This is a genomic window from Hymenobacter montanus, assembly GCF_014699115.1.
Classification (GTDB): Bacteria; Bacteroidota; Bacteroidia; order Cytophagales; family Hymenobacteraceae; genus Hymenobacter; species Hymenobacter montanus.
In genome coordinates, this window is sequence record NZ_JACXAD010000026.1 from 14,870 (window position 1) to 33,113 (window position 18,244).

14 protein-coding genes and 1 tRNA gene are annotated in these 18,244 nt (G+C 59.3%); 11 read left to right on the top strand and 4 right to left on the bottom strand.

Annotated elements, in window-relative coordinates; all coding sequences use genetic code 11:
• Positions 1–356 precede the first annotated feature (356 nt).
• The 3 genes from IC235_RS18865 to IC235_RS18875 all read right to left on the bottom strand — a co-directional run bounded on the left by IC235_RS18865 (position 357) and on the right by IC235_RS18875 (position 2,753).
• Positions 357–581, bottom strand: coding sequence for a DUF5131 family protein (locus tag IC235_RS18865; protein WP_240540748.1), 225 nt, complete (start codon positions 579–581; stop codon positions 357–359).
• 331 nt (positions 582–912) lie between these two features.
• On the bottom strand, positions 913–1,941 hold the full coding sequence (locus tag IC235_RS18870) for an acyltransferase family protein (RefSeq protein WP_191006764.1): 1,029 nt from the start codon (positions 1,939–1,941) through the stop codon (positions 913–915).
• Positions 1,942–2,679: 738 nt separating this feature from the next.
• Positions 2,680–2,753 (bottom strand) — tRNA-Ile (locus IC235_RS18875).
• A 195-nt stretch (positions 2,754–2,948) separates the two neighbouring features.
• Between IC235_RS18875 and IC235_RS18880 the strand changes: the two genes are divergently transcribed.
• The 8 genes from IC235_RS18880 to IC235_RS18915 all read left to right on the top strand — a co-directional run bounded on the left by IC235_RS18880 (position 2,949) and on the right by IC235_RS18915 (position 10,701).
• Positions 2,949–3,608: an HAD family hydrolase gene (locus tag IC235_RS18880; protein WP_191006765.1), complete on the top strand. Its 660-nt coding sequence runs from the start codon at positions 2,949–2,951 to the stop codon at positions 3,606–3,608.
• On the top strand, positions 3,571–4,830 hold the full coding sequence (locus tag IC235_RS18885; protein WP_317173610.1) for a site-2 protease family protein: 1,260 nt from the start codon (positions 3,571–3,573) through the stop codon (positions 4,828–4,830). The genes IC235_RS18880 and IC235_RS18885 overlap by 38 nt, the downstream gene beginning before the upstream one ends.
• 111 nt (positions 4,831–4,941) lie before the next feature.
• A complete protein-coding gene (locus IC235_RS18890) occupies positions 4,942–5,580 on the top strand; it encodes a hypothetical protein (RefSeq protein ID WP_191006766.1) in 639 nt (212 codons plus the stop codon).
• A gap of 246 nt (positions 5,581–5,826) precedes the next feature.
• Entirely contained in the window at positions 5,827–6,555 is a 729-nt protein-coding gene (locus tag IC235_RS18895) for a TIGR04283 family arsenosugar biosynthesis glycosyltransferase (RefSeq protein ID WP_191006767.1), read from the top strand.
• A 512-nt stretch (positions 6,556–7,067) separates the two neighbouring features.
• Positions 7,068–7,448 (top strand): hypothetical protein, encoded by a 381-nt coding sequence (locus tag IC235_RS18900; RefSeq protein ID WP_191006768.1) that lies wholly within the window; start codon positions 7,068–7,070, stop codon positions 7,446–7,448.
• 143 nt (positions 7,449–7,591) lie between these two features.
• Positions 7,592–8,428, top strand: coding sequence for an MbnP family protein (locus IC235_RS18905; RefSeq protein WP_191006769.1), 837 nt, complete (start codon positions 7,592–7,594; stop codon positions 8,426–8,428).
• 476 nt (positions 8,429–8,904) lie between these two features.
• Positions 8,905–9,912 carry a hypothetical protein gene (locus tag IC235_RS18910; RefSeq protein ID WP_191006770.1) on the top strand — a complete coding sequence of 336 codons (1,008 nt, stop codon included), beginning with the start codon at positions 8,905–8,907 and terminating at the stop codon, positions 9,910–9,912.
• A 447-nt stretch (positions 9,913–10,359) separates the two neighbouring features.
• Complete coding sequence (locus IC235_RS18915) at positions 10,360–10,701, top strand: hypothetical protein (protein WP_191006771.1); 342 nt, start codon at positions 10,360–10,362, stop codon at positions 10,699–10,701.
• A gap of 241 nt (positions 10,702–10,942) precedes the next feature.
• On the opposite strand, the gene IC235_RS18920 is transcribed toward IC235_RS18915, so the two are convergent.
• On the bottom strand, positions 10,943–12,133 hold the full coding sequence (locus IC235_RS18920) for a phosphoglycerate kinase (RefSeq protein ID WP_191006772.1): 1,191 nt from the start codon (positions 12,131–12,133) through the stop codon (positions 10,943–10,945).
• 183 nt (positions 12,134–12,316) lie between these two features.
• On the opposite strand from IC235_RS18920, the gene IC235_RS18925 reads away from it, so the two are divergent.
• From IC235_RS18925 to IC235_RS18935, 3 genes are all read left to right on the top strand, one after another.
• Complete coding sequence (locus IC235_RS18925; RefSeq protein WP_191006773.1) at positions 12,317–15,085, top strand: D-alanine--D-alanine ligase family protein; 2,769 nt, start codon at positions 12,317–12,319, stop codon at positions 15,083–15,085.
• A gap of 38 nt (positions 15,086–15,123) precedes the next feature.
• Entirely contained in the window at positions 15,124–15,885 is a 762-nt protein-coding gene (locus tag IC235_RS18930; RefSeq protein WP_191006774.1) for a PASTA domain-containing protein, read from the top strand.
• A 339-nt stretch (positions 15,886–16,224) separates the two neighbouring features.
• Positions 16,225–18,153, top strand: coding sequence for a T9SS type A sorting domain-containing protein (locus IC235_RS18935; RefSeq protein ID WP_191006775.1), 1,929 nt, complete (start codon positions 16,225–16,227; stop codon positions 18,151–18,153).
• Positions 18,154–18,244 lie beyond the last annotated feature (91 nt).

Sequence of the window (18,244 nt, forward strand, 5' to 3'; positions counted from 1 at the left end):
GGTTACTAGTCGTCAAGCACTTGAGGCATTCGCGGCTACGATGCGGCCGATGGCCGCAGTTGGCTAAGGATAGCGCAGGAGTAGAGTAGAACTGCCCAGCTACCCAAAAGCCCCAACCGGTGAAACGGTTGGGGCTTTTTGTTGGAGGTCCAGCGGGATTGTTCCACCTCGTAAGCGACAGTTTCCGTAAAATATGGATGCTGAATCAGAGCTACCCGTAGTCACAGTTAGGCCGTGTGCCTCCACCAGAGAACAGCTAGCCCCCTACCGCTGTAGTGACGTTGCACGGAGCCTAACCTATCTACTACCACTTTCTCTGACATAGTTGCTAAGCCAATACAGTCTCTCGCCGTAGGCTAGGCTCTACAGGCATTTCGCTGTAGGCCCGCCCGTTCAGTTCGCGACCAGCCCAGCCGCTTTTTTATTACGATTGCCCAGTGCTTAAAGAAGAATACCACCCCAGTCGCTTCACACTGCTGGCGTATATCTTCCACCCATTTCTTTTTCATCGGCTCAGGTTTGCACCCTGATTCACCGCCCACAATGGCCCAACGAATGCCGGTTAGGTCTAATTCGGGCAAGGGGCCAAGCAGCGGTTCTAGAGCCGTTTCCTAGTCCGTGTACCCAAAGTCAGGCTACCCTCTGCTGGGGCTTCGCACCTCCAACGAACTGGGGCTGGCCCCGTATGGCTCCCGGCACGCAGAGCTTAATACTGTTATATAAAGATTAATCCCTCTTTCTGCTGCCCGATGACCTAGCCCAGGCCCGCTTGTTGGTCGAGCAGGCGGTACCCCTCTATAACGAAGAGCGACCCATCTGGCCCTGAACTACTGCCTCAATCAAGTCCGTCGCCAAGGAAAAAGCCCCGCCGGAAAATCCGAACGAAGCCCTTACCTTAATTTCTGTCAACATTTAGCCGGACGAGACAAGTAACCGCTCTTTCACGGCACGAGCAATGTACCCTTCTAGCAGGTAAAGCCGCAGTGAGACCGCAACAATGAGGCAGAATGTAGCCGTCAACAGCAGTAGACTGGACACTTCAAGGCGGAAAAGTAGCGTAAAGAAGACATGTTGAATCAGGTAAATGGTAAAAGAAGCATTTCCAATCCGTAGCAGCAAGTTGTTTTTGGCAAAGGACTGTAGGCGGAATTCCTGCGCCAATACTGTCAGGCAAAGCAGGGCACTTGGTATGCCATAGATGAGCCCCCGAGGCAAGTCGATACCCGCTCCAATCAGCAGCATCACCGTATCCCGATAATACCCAGTAGATGTTTCCGTCATTTGGTCAAGGGTCAGCCGCATCACTACCAGCAGCAGGACAATGGCGGAGCCCACCCACGCCAAGCTACGCAGGTGTGGCAGCAGCTTGTTCCGCAGCAAGTATATGAGCATGCCCAAGAAGAATTCCAGGTTAATGCTGGCCCGAATCTCTTTGATGATACCCAGTTGCAGGGGAACAAACTGCAGCACGAGGAGGAGGAGTAAAAACAGCGTGGCAATCCGTTTCATGTTCCGGGTCAGCAGCAACGCAAATGCCACAAAGGCATAAAAGAAAATCTCGTGGTTGAGCGACCAGCCTACTGGATGCACGGGGTCCTTCCCCATTGGGAGAAACAAGAAGCTTCGCATGAATTCACCGGCGCTAGCATGGACCCGAAAAGCAACGTAGACGCCGGTTACATAGACCAGCGTTAATAGATAGTAGTAGGGCACGACACGGCTGAAGCGATTAACAAGGAACGTGTAAATCGGCCGCTTTGCCGGAAGCCCCTCGACTGAACCCGCGATAATAAAACCGGAGATGATGAAAAAGATATCGACCCCAATGCCGCCACCGAACTGAAGATTAGTCAGTGGATTGAAGGACGCCAGGTGAACAACCAGCACGAGCAGACAGGCCAGGGCCCGCAGCAACTGAATGGAAATAATTCTTTTATTCATATTACGATAAGGAGCTCATCCGGCAAAGCTACGGCCGGGAACCATGCCTGCGACGGCCGTATATATTCGCCCCATGGAAGTCGCTGCCCACGCCTTGGCCGAAGCCACGCGCTCAGCACCTTTATTGATTACGGTGTCTGCATTGGTGCCAACAACCGGCCGCTGAACCACCGAGGCGACTGGTCGATAAAGGGCCACACCTACGCCGTACGCGTGGTCGAGAGCCGCACCGAAGGTATTCCGTTCGTGCACGTGCTCATCTTCCGTGGCGAGACGCCGTACTGTTTCAAAATCTTCGAGCGGCTGTGACTAAATTAAGCTTGATAGAAGTACAGCCGTATACCCTGCATGTACTCCGCTACCTAAAAGGCCGTTTCCCTAGTGGGAAACGGCCTTTTAGGTAGCGGGGACTGTAGCTGCACGCCCCCTTTATGCGCATGACCAAGAATCTACGAAATTTGAAGCCAAGGCTAGTCGCCCGGCCTACTTGCTTAAATCAAAGTTTAAACTAAAAGCAAAATAGCCACCTGCCTCCAAGGATAAGTAGCTATCAATCAATAATCGAGTAATAAGATTCGAATTCGCGACCCTCAGCTTGGGAAGAAATGGTCAGCCAGTATGCCTTACCATTTCCACTATTTAATAGGGCATAATAGAAATTTTGTCCCGCATACTGCCCCGTAAAAATAAACAAGGTCTGTAATTAGCTAATTAACAGCTATTTACAGACCTTGTTTGTGGGCCCAACTGGAATCGAACCAGTGACCTGCTGATTATGAGTCAGCTGCTCTAACCGATTGAGCTATGGGCCCAGTGCCGGAGGTAGTCATCTTTCACCTCAACCCGTGCCGTTGCCGGCCCTCCAACGGCACAAAAGTACGACCTTCGTTAGTAAAGTTGCTAGTGATTCGTCTCAGGTTGCCAATTACCAATGGGGTTTTCCTTTGGCCGGCCGCCAGCACCTAGCAGCTATCCGCTGACAACCAGGTATTAAGTCCTACCCCTGCATGCTACCTCATCTGCTATTTGATTTTGGCGGAGTCATCATCGACATCGACTACGAGGCCACTCTGACTGCCATGCGCCAGCTCAGCCGGGCGGGCAGCACCATTGCCTTTTCGCAGGCTCAGCAGGCCGGGCTGTTCGACCAGTTTGAAACCGGCCAGCTCTCCCCCGCCGAGTTTCGGGCCGGGCTACGCGCTGCCTATGACCTGGAAGCCACCGATGCCGAGCTCGACGCGGCCTGGCACGCCATGCTACTGGACGTACCAGCCAAGCGCCTCGCCCTGATTGGCGAGTTACGCCAGCGGGGACACCAAACTGCGCTGCTCAGCAACACCAACGTGCTCCACATCGCGGAAATCAACCAGCGCCTGGCCACGACTTACGGCTTCACGAACGGCATCGCCGACGTACTCGACCGGGTTTTCTACTCCCAGGAAGTGGGGCTCCGGAAGCCCGGCGAGGAGGTTTTTCGGCACGCCCTGCGCGAAATGAACTGGCAGGCCGAGGATGTGTTGTTCATCGAGGACAGCCCGCAGCACGTGGCCACGGCTTGCCGCCTGGGGCTGCGGGTGCTCCACCTGGCCCCACCCCTTACCCTTACCACCGCCCTGCCCGAAGCCCTCCGTGCCTTTCCCCGAGAATACGCCCCCGTCCGTCCCTGACCCCGACTTTGCGGAGCCCCCCCTAACCGCTCCTATTCCCTATTTCGACCTTGCTCGGGTACCGGCGCGGCGCGGGCGGGAGCGCCGGCTTTTGCCGTGGCCCGCGCCGTCGCCAGGCCGGACCTATGCGCTGCATCTCGCCCTGTTCCTAGTAACGCTGGTTACCACCACGCTGGCCGGCATTGAGCTCACCCGGGGCGATATTGGGTTCCTGCCCCTCGACGTATTTCAGCTGCGGGGGGCGGCGCTATGGGCGGAAGTGCGGCGTGGCCTGTGGTTTGCCCTGCCGTTTCTGGGGGTGCTCACGGTGCACGAGTTCGGACACTACTTCACGGCCCGCCGCAACCAGGTACAGAGCTCGCTGCCCTACTACATTCCGTTTCCGATGGGGCTGGGCACCTTCGGAGCCATCATTCGCATCAAGCAACGAATTTTTTCGCGACGGGAGTTTTTCGATATTGGGCTGGCGGGCCCTCTGGCGGGCTTTCTGGTGGCGGTGCCCGTGCTGATTTACGGGTTTACCCACCTGCCGCCGCTCGACTATCTGTTCAGCATTCACCCCGAGTATGCGCCGTACGGGGCCGACTACGCCCGTTACGTGTACCCCCCCGGCGCCCAAGGCCTCACGTTGGCCAAGCCCTTGCTCTACCGTTTGCTGGAGTCGGCACTCGCTGACCCCGGCCGCCTGCCCCATCCCAACGAGCTGTTGCACTACCCCGTGCTGCTGGCCGGGGCGCTGAGCCTGTTTTTCACGGCGCTGAACCTGCTGCCCATGGGCCAGCTCGATGGCGGCCACATCCTCTACGGATTGCTGGGCCGGGGGCGCTTCAACCGGCTGGCGCTGGGGCTGTTTGTGGCGTTTATTTTTTATGCTGGCCTGGGGTTGTTTTCGCTGCGCAACGGTTGGCAAAGCTGGGCTTACGGCGGCCCGGTTTACGCGCTATACCTGGGGCTGATATTCTGGTGCGTGCTGCCCACCCCACGGCAGGGACTGTTGCTGGCCGCGGGGATTTGGGCGGCCCAGGTGGCCTGCGCCATTGCGAAACCTACCATTTTGGGCAACCCAGGCTGGCTTATCCTCGGGTTATTACTGGGCCGGTTTACTGGAATTTACCACCCGCCCGCCCCCGACGAGCGGCCCCTTAGCCCGGGCCGGAAGGTGCTGGGCTGGGTAATGGTGGCTATTTTTGTTCTGTGCTTTACGCCGAGCCCTTTTAAGTAGATAAGTAGATTGGCGGTTAACATCCGGCGGTCAACAACCAACTAAATTGCTTGACCCGCTCATCGGCCGACGGCCTCGGCAGTCTCCCCCTATTGCCTTCTGACTTCAGTAATGATTTTCACCCAAAAACAGCTTTTTCTGGGCACCACGCATATTGCCCTGCGGGCCGAAAGCCTCTACGTGTGCAAGCGCAACCCGCAGGGGGTCGCGACCCTTGAAGCCGAAGTACCCTATGAGGAAATTTTACCCGTTAAAGCCATCGAGCAGCGGTATATTCCTACCAACCAGCTGTTGCCCATGGCTTTGCTGCTGGTATTTTGGGGTTACGGCCCGTGGCGGGAATGGCTGGCTACGGGCCAGGCCGGTTTCCCGCTGTACTTGTGGTGGGTTATTCTGAGCGTCAACGCCCTGACCATTTGGATACGCTTTGAGCAGCAGTGGTCTACTTTCCGGCTGCAAACCGCGCACCTGGCCCTGACGCTGGCCGGGCGACCCTGGCAGCGCAAGCAGTTTCGGGCCTTAGTCGCCGAGCTTGAGCGCCGCACCAAAGCCTACCTGCGCGACGAATATGGCCAGGTTAACCCGCTTGGATTCATCGAGCCCCAGTTGCGCCGGGTCGCTTGGCTACGCGAATTAGAAGTTCTTAGCGGCCCCGAAGCCCAGGCTTTATCCACCCGCCTGACGGGACGACGCAGCAACGCCCCCCTCAAGAGCATGGGGCAGGAGCTAGAATCCCCCTACCTGAACTGAGGCGCTATTTAATTCCCGGCATCGTCTTGGGTGAAACGAAACAGCTAGCTGAGCGGCTTGGTGGTTTTGCTGGGTGGCGCACAACACCCTCGTGCTTTGCGCCTGGAGAGGCTCGCAACGGCACACTTGGGGCCCTTATGGTCGATTAACTTGGCCGGTTCGGACGGATTCGGTAGCCACCACCCAGCGGTCATTGTACTATTATTGTACGATAGCGGATTCTCTGGCCTTAATCCTGCCGCCTGCATGCTGCCCTTCCCCGCTCCTCCAGCTCTGGTAAGTATCATCATCCCCACTTACAACGAAGCCGATGGGATTGAGACGCTGCTCCACCATCTCTATCAGGCCGGCGCGGCCACCGATGCTGCCGTCGAAATCATCGTGAGCGATGGTCACAGCACCGACGCCACGGCCGCCCGGGCCCGGCAGGCAGGGGCCCGAGTACTAGCCTGCCCCACCAAAGGCCGCGCCGCTCAGCTTAACTACGGCGCCCGGCAGGCCGCGGGCAGCATCCTATATTTCCTGCACGCCGATACCTTTCCGCCCGCTGGCTTTCTCGGCGACATCCGACAGGCGGTAGCAACGGGCTACGGTTGCGGCTGCTACCGGCTGGCCTTCGACGAGCCCCACTGGTTTTTGCGGGCCAGTGCCTGGCTTACCCGCTTCAACCTGGAGGTTGTCCGCTTCGGCGACCAGAGCTTATTCGTCCTGAAAACCGTGTTTGAGAAAGCTGGCGGCTACCGCGAGCAGATGCTGGTGATGGAAGATCAGGAAATTACGCGGCGCTTACGCCAGCACGCCCGGCTGCGGGTGTTGCCGGCTAGCGTCGTCACCTCAGCCCGTAAATACCGCGCAAATGGCGTATTCCGGTTGCAGGGCGTCTTCCTGTTCATTACCATCCTCTACCGCCTTGGGGCGCCGCAGGCCACGCTGCTCCGCACCTACCGGGCCCTTATTCGCCAGGATAAACTGTGAACGATTGCGGGGCATTGCTAGAATGCCAAACCGCAGTTGTTCTTATCTTAATTTTCTGGAGCGGTCAGGAAATAACAGCCTGGCAGTCAGCAGATTTACTACCAATGCAAGGGCTTCAAAATGGGCTGATTAAGGGGTTTGGCAGTACTACCTTGTTGGTCGCGTAACAGCTGCTCCACAAAAAGCAGTCGGGACCCAGGGCTGACCAATCGGCTCGACAGTACTATCGGAAGCCAGTCAGGTATTGGTGGCGCTCGGAGCTGATATGGTGGCCCATGAAGGAAAGGGCACTTTGAAGCTGCGGCTCCGCACCCGGCCCAAGCTTTTACTATCCAGGGCCTTGGGTAGGCTGGTAGCTGAAGCATACCTCCAAATTGGTAGTAGAGGTAAACAATGGGAAAGGATACACGCGGGGCATGGCCCCCACCTGTAAGTTGAACGAGCAGGGCTTCTTCCTAACTTTGCCTCCAGTACCTTCCTCTTTGGCAGGCGCCTTGCCCCCTACTCCCCCCGTGAACCGACTCTTGGCTCTTTTCCTCGCTGGCCTCGTGCTGCTCCAAACCCTGGGGCAGGAGGTGCTGGTGGTGAACTATCAGCTGAATAAGGCCCGCATCACGGAACGGTACTGCGTGAACAAGGCCCGGCCCCGGCTGCAGTGCAACGGCAAATGCCACCTGGCGCGGCAACTACGAAAAGCCGATGCCACCGAGAAAAAAGCCCCGGGCGGCTCCCTGGGCAAGGTAAAATACGAGCTACTGCCCTCGGCTACGGTGGCCTTGTGTCCGCCCCGGCAATGGTGGGCAGCGGCGAGCGGTTACCCAGCCCGGGCAGCAGCTTGCTACAGGGTGGTGCCCGGCGCGGGCATATTTCGGCCGCCCCGCCCCCTATCCTGATTGCGGGCTGGGCACTTCTCCTACCACAAGGTCAGGGGAAATAGGTCCTTGATCCGGTCGTGCCAATGGCTGACCTGAACGCGTGCGCGGACCCGCCACCACGTTGCCAATCAGTTTTAGGTATCCTTTAATTTTTTATGAATATGAAACGCTCTCTCGTTTCCACTTTTACCAGTGCGCTAGTGCTGGCAACCCTCAGCTTCACGAGCTGCAAAAAAGATTCGGACCAGCCCACCACCGAAACGGGCGAATTCACCTTGCACATGGACAATGGCGTGACTCAGCAGAGCAGCGCCGGCACCCCAACCTTTCGGTCGCTGGTGCTGAATGCCAACACGTACCAGAACGCCAACGGGGATGACTTCACGGTGAGCACCTTCAAATACTACATCTCCAACGTGAAGCTGCTAAAGGCCGACAACTCCTCGTACTCCGTGCCCGACAGCTATTTCCTGGTTGACCATTCCAGGCCCGAAACCCAAGACCTGGAGATGAAGGGCGTGCCCGTGGGTGATTACACCGGCGTGACGTTCACCGTGGGGGTAGACAGTTCCCGTACCAAAGCCGGCAACTTCAGCGGCGTGCTTAATAGTAACAACGGCATGCTCTGGACCATGAATGGGAACGAGTTCATCAACCTGAAGCTGGAAGGCACGTCGCCGCAGTCGCCCACGCGCGGCTTGGTTTTTCACGTGGCGGGCTACAAAGGAGCCGCCAACAACACCATCCGCACCGTGACGCTGCCCTTCCCAGCGGCCAACCTGCTGGTGCGGCCCGACCACTCGCCCGAAATTCATATGCACGTCGACATTGCCAAGCTATTCACCGGCCCCAACCCGACTGCCACCCCGCCTTCGCCTTTTCAGAACCCGGTGAAGTTTAGTGAGGTCTACAACAAGATGGGTGGACCATCCGCCTCGAAGCTGGCCGATAACATTGCCGCCGGTATGTTTTCAGTGTCGCACATTCACGCTAACTAACGGCGGATTTCACGCTGCAAGGACGCCACTCTTTGGGTCATCTTATCCAGGCTGTCCTCGATATATAGTCACCTAGCAGCTCGTCGTTTCACGCTTACTGCTGAGCCACGACACCTTAGTGGCCCATCACCATACTTAAGAGCCTATCCGGAAAAGAAGCAGCCCGTCCTGCTCCTCTATCGTCCGTGAAGTCGCAGCCTCTGTACCGCGGCAGTACTTCATTCGATTGGATCTACTCTCGTGGTCGAGAGGCTGCGACAAGCGGACGCCAGATAGAGCAGGACGTTCTGTTTTTTAAGGGCAGACATTTTTCGGATAGGCTCTTAGTAACGAGTGTAGGGGAAGTCGGTTAGCCAGGCTAAGCGCGGGCAATGCGGCACGGGCCAGAGTTTAATTGGCACCAAACAGCAGCCTGACACCGACGTGCGCCAGCCCCCTTGGTGCATTGCAGCTATTCTTTAACGGTTATTCCTTCGATGAAAAAAACCTTCTTATTCCTGCTGGGCAGCCTGTTGCTCCTGGCTCCGCGCCCCGGCCGGGCCTGCGACATCTGCGGTTGCTTCATGGGCATTACGCCCTACGACAACCAAAGCGGCGTGAGCCTAATGCACCGCTACCGCATCTTCAACGGTTACCAGGCGCTGGGCCAGACGCCCCACTTCTTCCCGGCGGGCGCGCGGCCTTTTTTTCCTTCGTCGCTCAACGGGGATAATGGCTACGCGCACGACCACAGCGGTGACCCCACCGATTTCGAGGCATTTCGCGTCATCGAGCTGCGCGGCAAGTATTTCCTCTCGCAGCGCGTGGAGCTGAACGCCTTCGTGCCCTATGTGATGAACACCTCACAGATCAACGGGCGCCAGCTCAACGCTGCGGGCGTAGGCGACGTGACGGTATTTGCCGGCTATCACCTCATCCGGCAGATTGAAACGGCCGGGGTGCAGAGCCGCCTCATTGTGGGCGGCGGCGTGAAGCTACCCACCGGTGAATACACCCGCCGGAGCGACCGGGGCCAGCGCTATCCGCTGCTCAACCAAGTGGGTACCGGCACCACCGATGGCTTTGTGTACGCCAATTACATCGCCGGCTTCCACAGCTTCGGGCTGAGCGTGAACAGCAGCTACCGCCGCTGCACCGAAAATACCTTCCGCAACAGTCTGGCTCCGAGCACGGCCACTTACGCCAGCTTGTTCTACCGCATTCCGCGGGGCGCCGATTGGCAGGTATACCCTTCGGCGCAGTTCTTTTACGAGAAAACCAAAGGTGAAATGCTCGAAGGCAAGCTCACCGGCGAACACGCCATGAATAATGCTCTGCTCGGCCCAGGCCTCGACATTTACTATAAAAACGTCGCGCTGAACACCAGCTTCCAACTGCCCATCTACACCGCCGAAACCGACCATCCGGCCAGTGCCGGCCGCTTCGTGGTGTCGATAGGCTACAGCTTCAACCAGACCAAGTATCTGCTGCACGGCAAAAGCTGATTTTCGGGCCGACTACTAAGAAGCCGTTTGCGTTCGCTTTTAGAACGGAGAACCTAGAGCTCAGAACTCAGAAGTTGTTTAAGTTATTTCTTCTTCCTGCGGTTAGACCACCTTCTCAGCTTGGCCGTGCGCTGAAACAACTATTCAGGGGGCCTTCAAACGCGCCAAAAGGTGGCAAATGCATTGGTAAGAATCTGATTTTTAGCGAATAAATAACTTAAACAGCTGCTTAGACCGAAGTAGAGAGCCGGCTTTGGGCTAAAAAAGCAATGTCCTCAACTCTAGGTTCTTCGCTCTGAAAGCGAACGCAAACGGTTTCTAAGCTGCGGCTTGGCTGCTCGCACAACGACCGGCCGCGTTTCCCTCGAAGATGCAACTACCAAGCTGAGCCCTAGGAACTCCAACTGCTGAGTTGCGTACGCAGATGGTTTCTTAACCCTCTTTTCCATGAGCATCTCCCTTAATCCCCAGGCCGTTGTCTTCGCCCGGCACCTCATCCAGGAAGGCAAAATCAAGAACGACGAGGGCCACTGGGGCCAGCATAACCCCAATTCAGCCGCGGAAAACGCCTTTCTCGAAAAGCACGAGCTGGAAGAGTATGCCAACTGGCACCTTGGCCTCGACACCAGCAAGGGCGAAAACACCAAGGGCCGCTACAAATTTCCATACGGCGATTTCAAAACCGTACACCGCGACGGCCTGATTGCCGCCAAGGAGCGGGCCGCCCAACAAGGCTACCACGACATCGAGAAAGCCGCCGATGAGCTGCTCAAACGGCTGGAGGCATGACACTCCATGATTATTACCCCAAATAGTGGAACAGCCGCGTAGCGGCGGCAGGTTGGTAGAACATTTACCTCTTGCTCTTGCCAACCTGGAGCCGCATAGCGGTGGCAGAGTCGCCAGACGAAGCTGTCACCGCTACGCGGTTATTAACCACGCGGCCTTTTTTCTACCAACCGGTCGCCGCTACGCGGCTAGGCCGCAGCTTAAGGTAATTATACTCTTTTAAGCAAACCCGTTTTCTTGCTTAGCCGAGCGCTACCACCCCGGGCAGCTCCTTGCCTTCCATGTACTCCAGCAAGGCACCACCGCCCGTGCTGATATAGCTCACCTGCTCGCCGAAGCCCAGCTGCTGCACGGCCGCGGCCGAGTCGCCGCCGCCGATAAGCGAATAGGCACCGCCGGCCGTGGCCTCGGCAATGGCGCGGGCCACTTCCGTGGTGCCCCCGGCAAAGTTGCTCATTTCAAACACGCCCATCGGCCCGTTCCAGAGAATGGTTTTGCTCTGGCGGATGAGGTCGGCGAAGGCCGCGCGGCTGGCCGGGCCAAGGTCGAGGCCCATCCAGCCGTCGGGAATGGCGGCGTTGGGGGCTTCCTGCACGTCGGCGTCGTTGGCGAAGCGGTTGGCAATGAGTGAGTCAGCGGGCAGCACCAGGTTCACACCCTTGGCTTTGGCTTTTTGGATGAGCTGCCGGGCCAGGTCTACCTTGTCGGCTTCGAGCAGGGAGCTGCCCACGTGCCCACCCTCGGCCACGGCAAAGGTGTAGGCCATGCCGCCGCCAATGAGCAGATGGTCGACCTTGTCGAGCAACTTTTCGATGATGAGGATCTTATCCGAAATCTTGGCCCCGCCCATGATGGCGGTAAAGGGCCGCTCGGCGTTTTCGAGCACCTTCTGGGCGTTCTCCAGCTCCGATTGCAGCAGGTAGCCCCCCACCCGGTCTTGCGGGGCGAAGGAGGTTGCCATCACGGCCGTGGAGGCGTGGGCGCGGTGGGCGGTGCCGAAGGCATCGTTCACGTACACGTTGCCCAGGGCGGCCAGCTTCGCGGCAAAGGCGGGGTCGCCGGCTTCTTCTTCCTTATAAAAGCGCACGTTGTCGAGCAACAGCACTTGGCCGGGCTGCAGGGCCGCGGCTTTCCGGGCGGCTTCGTCGCCGAGGACGTCGCCACCCCACTGCACGTCGCGGCCGTACTCCTGCGAGAGGCGCGCCACCAGGCTTTCCAGCGAATACTTTCTTTCGTAGCCCCCCTTAGGCCGGCCCAGGTGCGAAAGCAGCACCACCGAGCCGCCGTCGTTCAGGATTTTCAGCACCGACCGCGTGGCCATGCGGATGCGGGTGTCGTCGGTGATGCGCAGGTCCTGGTCGAGGGGCACGTTGAAATCGACGCGCATCACGGCGTGCTTACCAGCGAAATTGTAGGTATCGAGGGTGTTCATGAAGAAGGTTGGTGAGGCAGGATAAGTAGTGGGTTGGGGCTGCAAAGTAGAACAGAAACCGGCCTCCTTACCAAGGAGCGGATGCGGCTGGTCCTTTCCGCTCCCCTCCCCCTCCATTCCTTTGCCGGCTGTTCTCATCCGCTTAGCACCGGCCCCTCTCCCCTTCTTACCTTTGCGGCACTTATGAAAATCGGCATTTTTTTCGGGGGCACTTCGCGCGAGCGGGAGATTTCTTTCGCGGGCGGCCGCACCGTATTCGACAATTTAGACAAGGCTCTGTTCCAGCCAGTGCCCATTTTTGTGGACAGCCTGGGGCAATTTATTCTGCTCGATTGGCAGTTTATCTACAAGGGTACTATTCGGGACTTTTACCCCCCGGTGGCTTCGCAGCCGCCGTCGTTGCACCACTTGCAGGTCTACATCGAAAGCCTGGGCGAGCTCAGCCCCGAAGAAAAGCTGCGGGCCATTTCGAAAGTAGGCCGGCCGGTGCCCACCGAAGAGCTGCCGCAACTCATGGACTTCGCGTTCCTGGCCCTGCACGGGCCGGGCGGCGAGGACGGCGCCATTCAGGGGCTGCTGGAATGGCTGGGCATTCCCTACTCGGGCTCGGGCATTCTGCCGTCGGCGTTTGGCATCGACAAGGTTGCCCAGAAGAATTTGCTCCGCGCCCTGGGTCGGCCCACGCCCGCTTTTCGGGTTATCCAGGCCGCGGAGTGGGACAGCACCGACCACGCGGCCACGCTGGCCTACCTGGTGCGCGAGCTGGGCCTGCCGCTGGTGCTCAAGTCCCCCCGCCAGGGCTCCAGCATCGGGGTGAGTATTCTCAAAACCGACGACCTGGCCCAGTTCGAGGACGCCATTGAGCGCAGCCTATTCCGCAAAGTGGTGAGCCGCCAAGAGTGGCAGGGCCTGGGTGAGCAGGACAAGCTGGCCTGGGTCCAGCACCTCACCGACATCCGCGAGGGCATTGGCCTACCCGTGGTGCTTACGGGCTTAACCGGGCAGCAACCCGGGGCCAGCCCGTCCCCCATTATTTATCACCCCGAAGCCCTGCTGTACGCCCTGAACGAGCAGCTAGCCACGGCCGAGACCGTCCGCCTGACCAACGTGGACGGCGAAACGCAGGTGCTGGTCGAGAGCTTCGTAGCGGGCCGCGAGTTCAGCTGCATCGTGGTGGAGGACCCCACCGGCCAGCCCCTGGCCCTGCCCCCAACCGAGATTGTGAAAGGCGAGGAACTGTTCGACTACCGCTCGAAGTACCTGCCCGGCCTGGCCCGCAAAGTCACCCCGATTGATTTGCCGGAGGCGAAAATTCAGGAGATTCGGGCGGCCTGCGAGGAGATGTTCCGCACGTTCGGCTTCCAGGTGTACGCCCGGCTCGATGGGTTTTACGTGGAAGGCGACAAGGGGCAGGGGGAAGAGGCGGCCCCTCTTCTTTTTCTCAACGACCCGAACACCACTTCGGGCATGCTGCCGGCCTCGTTCTTCTTCCACCAAGCGGCCGAAATTGGGCTCAACCCCTCGCAGTTTCTCACCTACCTCATCCGTACTTCGCTGGCCGCGCGGCGGCGCGCTGGTTTACGCCCCCTGAAGCTTGGTGGCCTGCTCGCCCAACTGGATACCGCCGTGGCTAATCGCCAGCACGAAGCCACCGAGCGCATCCGCGTGGCCGTCATTATGGGCGGCTACTCCTCCGAACGGCACATTTCGGTGGAGAGCGGGCGCAACATCTACGAGAAGCTCAGCTCCTCGGCCAAGTACGCGCCGGTGCCCGTGTTCCTCACCGGGTCGGCCGAAGAGCACCGCCTCTACGTGCTGCCCGTAAACGTGATGCTGAAGGATAACGCCGACGACATCCGCGAGAAAATCGAGCACGCCGAAGCCGGCGAAGCCCCGCACCCCATTCTGGACCGCATTCGCCACGAGGCCCGCGCCATTACCAGCACCTACGCCGGACAAGCCCTGGCCCAACCGCGCCGCATTTCGTTCGATGAGCTGGCGCAACTGGCCGACGAAGTCTTTATCGCGCTGCACGGCCGCCCCGGCGAAGATGGCGCCCTGCAGCAGCAGCTGGAAAAATACCACCTGCCCTATAACGGCTCAGGCGTGGCCAGCAGCAGCGTCACCATCAATAAGTTCGTGACCAACCAGCGCCTGCGCGAAGCCGGCCTGCTGGTGGCCGAGCACCGCATGGCCAATCAGCTGGAGTGGCAAGTCGACGCCGAAAGCTTCTACCGCCGCCTGGAAGCGCAGTTCCCCTACCCCTTCATCGCTAAGCCCGCCGACGACGGCTGCTCTTCGGCGGTAAAGAAAATTAAGAGTCGGGCCGAGTTGGCAGCCTTCTGCCAGCTGATTTTCCGCGCCGACGAAGACCTGCTCCCCGGCCCGGCCGAGGTGTTGCAGTTGGGTTTCAAAGAAGAGTTTCCGCGCAAGGATGCTTTCCTGGTCGAAACCCTCATCAGCCGCGACGGGGCGGCCCATTTCCTGGAAATCACGGGCGGGCTGCTCACCTCCTACGACGAAGACGGGCACCTCAACATTGAAGTGTTCGAAGCCAGTGAGGCCCTGGCCACCGGCGAAGTACTAAGCCTGGAGGAGAAATTCCTGGCCGGGGAAGGCCAGAACATTACCCCCGCCCGCTACGACGTTGACCCGGCCGAGCGTCAGCGCATTTCCAATGAGGTAAAAGCCGTCCTGCGCCGGGTGGCCGAAGTGCTTGACATTCAGGGCTACGCCCGCATCGACGCCTTTGTGCGCGTCCGCCAGAATGGCAACGTGGAGGTGTTGATTATTGAAGTCAACTCCCTGCCCGGCATGACGCCGGCTACCTGCATTTTCCACCAAACGGCCCTGGCCGGTTACACCCCCTATCAGTTCATCGACCGGATTCTGGAGTTTGGCAAGGCCCGGGTGGCCAAGGCCGCTGAGCAACCTGCTCCCCTCCTCCGCTGAGGGGGAGCTTCCGTTCTTTGCTGAAACAATTACCTCCCATGGCTTTCCTAAAATCCAACACCCCGCTCGACGTTCTCAAGCACCTGCTGCTCATTGCCGGGGTAGGGCTGCTGCTCGTGCTGGGCTTTTTCTACGTGTACCTGCCCGTGAGCACCCACCACGGCGAAACCATTACGGTGCCCAAGGTGACGGGCATGAACGTAGCCGACCTGGAAGAATACCTCGACGCCCGCAAGCTGGCTTATTTTGTCGACGACTCCAGCTACAGCCCCAGCATCCGGCCCTTCACCGTACTGCAACAGGACCCGGCCCCCGGCGAGAAAGTAAAGGAGGGCCGCAAAATCTACCTGCAGGTGAGCATGAAAAACCCACCGGTGATTAAAATGCCTAAGCTCACCGATGGCTCAGCGAAAAATGCCATGCTCATTCTCAAAAGCTACGACCTGGTGGTGGGCCAGATTCAACTGGTGCCCGATCTGGCGCAGAACGCCGTGCTCAAGCAGTTCGTGAATGGCAAGGAGATAGCGCCCGGCGCACCCATTGCTAAGGGCACCAAAGTTGACCTGGTGGTGGGCGACGGCCAAGGCAACCAAACCTTTGCCGTGCCCAACCTCGTGAACATGCCCGAGGACGAGGCCATCACCCTCCTGGTAGGCCAGGGCCTGCAAAAGGGCGAGGTGTTTGAGATGCCCGTGCAAGCAGGCCAGATGGCCGGCACCGTGGTGCGCCAACGCCCCGTGGCCGGCCCCGATGCCACCATCCGCACGGGTCAGCTCGTCGACATCTGGGTGGCCAGGTAAGGTGGTGAATGAAAGAGTGGTGAGTGGTGCCACGAATCCCGCGGAGCGGTTCGTGGTATCACTAAATTGTGAAAAAATACTCGACAACCTCGTTCCAAGGTTAGTGGAGTGGTACCACGAACCGCTCCGCGGAATTCGTGGCACCACCCCGTGCTAAACCACCAGCCACAAGGCCACCAGACTTCATTGGTACTCGGCAATGCCGACCTTTGCTACGCTTTCTGCTTATGGTCAGGAGCCACTATCCCAATAGTGCTCATCCTGGCCCGGCTGCAGCCGGGGACTTAAGTTCTTACACTTTTTTGCCTGTTGCCGTCGTTGGGTATTAAATACTCTCTTATGAAGACACTATTCCACACCTGCCGCCGGCTGCTATTGCCCACCTTGCTTTTGGTAGCCGGGGCCGCTTCGGGACAGGTAGAACCCACGCTGCCCGTCTCCGCCGACCCCGGGCGGGCGCGCTACGCCCCATCGGCCGCCGAACGGGCCCAGCACCGCGGGCTGACGGCCCTGGCCCTGCCCTTCTTCGACGACTTTACAACGCCCCTGGAAGGACTCCCCAAAACCCAAAACTGGGTGCCCACCGGCGGCGCCCTCGTCAGTAACCGGCTGGCGCTGCGCCCCCTTACGCGCGGGGCCGCCACGCTCGACGGCCTCAAAGCCAACGGCCAGAGCTACAGCGGCACCGTCACCAGCAATTATGGCCGCATCGACTCGTTGGTTTCGCAGCCCATCAACCTGAGCGGGCTCACGGCCAGCGACCAAGTGGCGCTGAGCTTTGCCTGGCAGGCCGGTAGTATCGTAGGCGTTCTCAATCGCAACACCGGTAGCACTCCCGTGCAGTTGGAATTATTTGTCAGAACGGATGCCGGTATCTGGCAGTCGGTATGGGTACAGCGAGGCAACCGCCAACGCACGGCCTTCCGTCAGCAAGTAATTCTGCTCTCCCAACCCGAATATCTGCACGCGAACTTTCAGTTTATGTTCGTGGCCACCGGCAACACCTCCGATAACAGCGACGGGTGGAGCGTAGACTACATTTTGCTCGACCGGGGCCGCTCGCGGGGCTTAGCCGACACCACGTTTGCCGACATCGCCACCAGCGCCGGCGTGATCGGGCAAACTGTTTCGGGGGGCATGGCCAGCCCGTTGGGCCGGTTCTCGGCCATGCCCGTCTGGCAATTCAACGCCGCCACCCCGGCCGGCCGGGAGTTTAACCCCCAGTTGGGGGTAACCCTCAGCAACCTCAACGCAGGAGTGCTGCCCATTCCCATCGATGTGCTGGGCACGGTGCGGGTGCTACCAGCCAGTGCTCCACTGGGCAACTGGCTGCAAATCAGCCGCCCCTTGCCCGTGAATCCGCGCCAGAATAACGTAACCGGCCCCGCCGACCTCCCGTCCATTCCCCGTACGTCGGATGCCAAGACCTTACGCTATACCATGGCCCTCAACACCCTGGAAACCCTGCCACGCACGCTGGCTAACGACACCATCTTCCGCGACGTAGAGCTCAATGATTACTACGCTTACGACGATGGCACGGCCGAAAACATCACGCAGCTGGTTCCCTACAACACTGGCCAGGCGGCCGCGTTTGCCTACCGCATCGACCTCAACCAGCCCGACCGGGTGCGGGGCCTGCGGCTCTACCCGGTATTTACTGCCTCGGACCGGGCATCTAGAAACGTCACCATCAATGTGTGGCAGGATGCTGCCGGCCAGCCGGGCACGCTCCTGGCCTCCAAAGCAGCCGTCATACCCAACCCTTTGCCCGCGAACGGGCAGTATTTTGAAATCAGTTTCGACCTTCCCGTTCCGGTTTCGGGCAGCTTTTACGTGGGGTACTCCCAGCCCTCACAGGGCCGTAACCTGCACTACGGCCTGGATTTGAACAGCACCTTTCCCGCTGGCTACCTCTGGCGCCGCGACAATAACGGCGCCTGGAACACCACCAGCTTTGGGCCATCAGGGTCTCTAATGATGCGCCCCGTAATGAACAATAACACCTCGACGGCCACCGCTTCGGCGCGCGAAGCTGCCGCGTTCAGCGTATATCCTAACCCCGCCCACGGCACGGTTACCGTCGCCGGCCCCGGCTTTGCCCGGGCGGCCGTGCTCGATGCCGTGGGCCGCACTGTGTGGGAGCAGCCCGGGGCCTCCGCTGGCCGAACTACGCTGGCACTGCCTGCCTTGCCGGCGGGGGCTTACACCCTCCGCCTGACGCTGGCCGATGGACGCACCGTGGGGCGCCGGCTCTTGCTGGAGTAAGGCCACCCTTAGCGGACTACCAACAATGTTACTCAAACAAAAGGCCCATCAGTTTACCTGATGGGCCTTTTGCTGGTGAAAGATAGTGAAG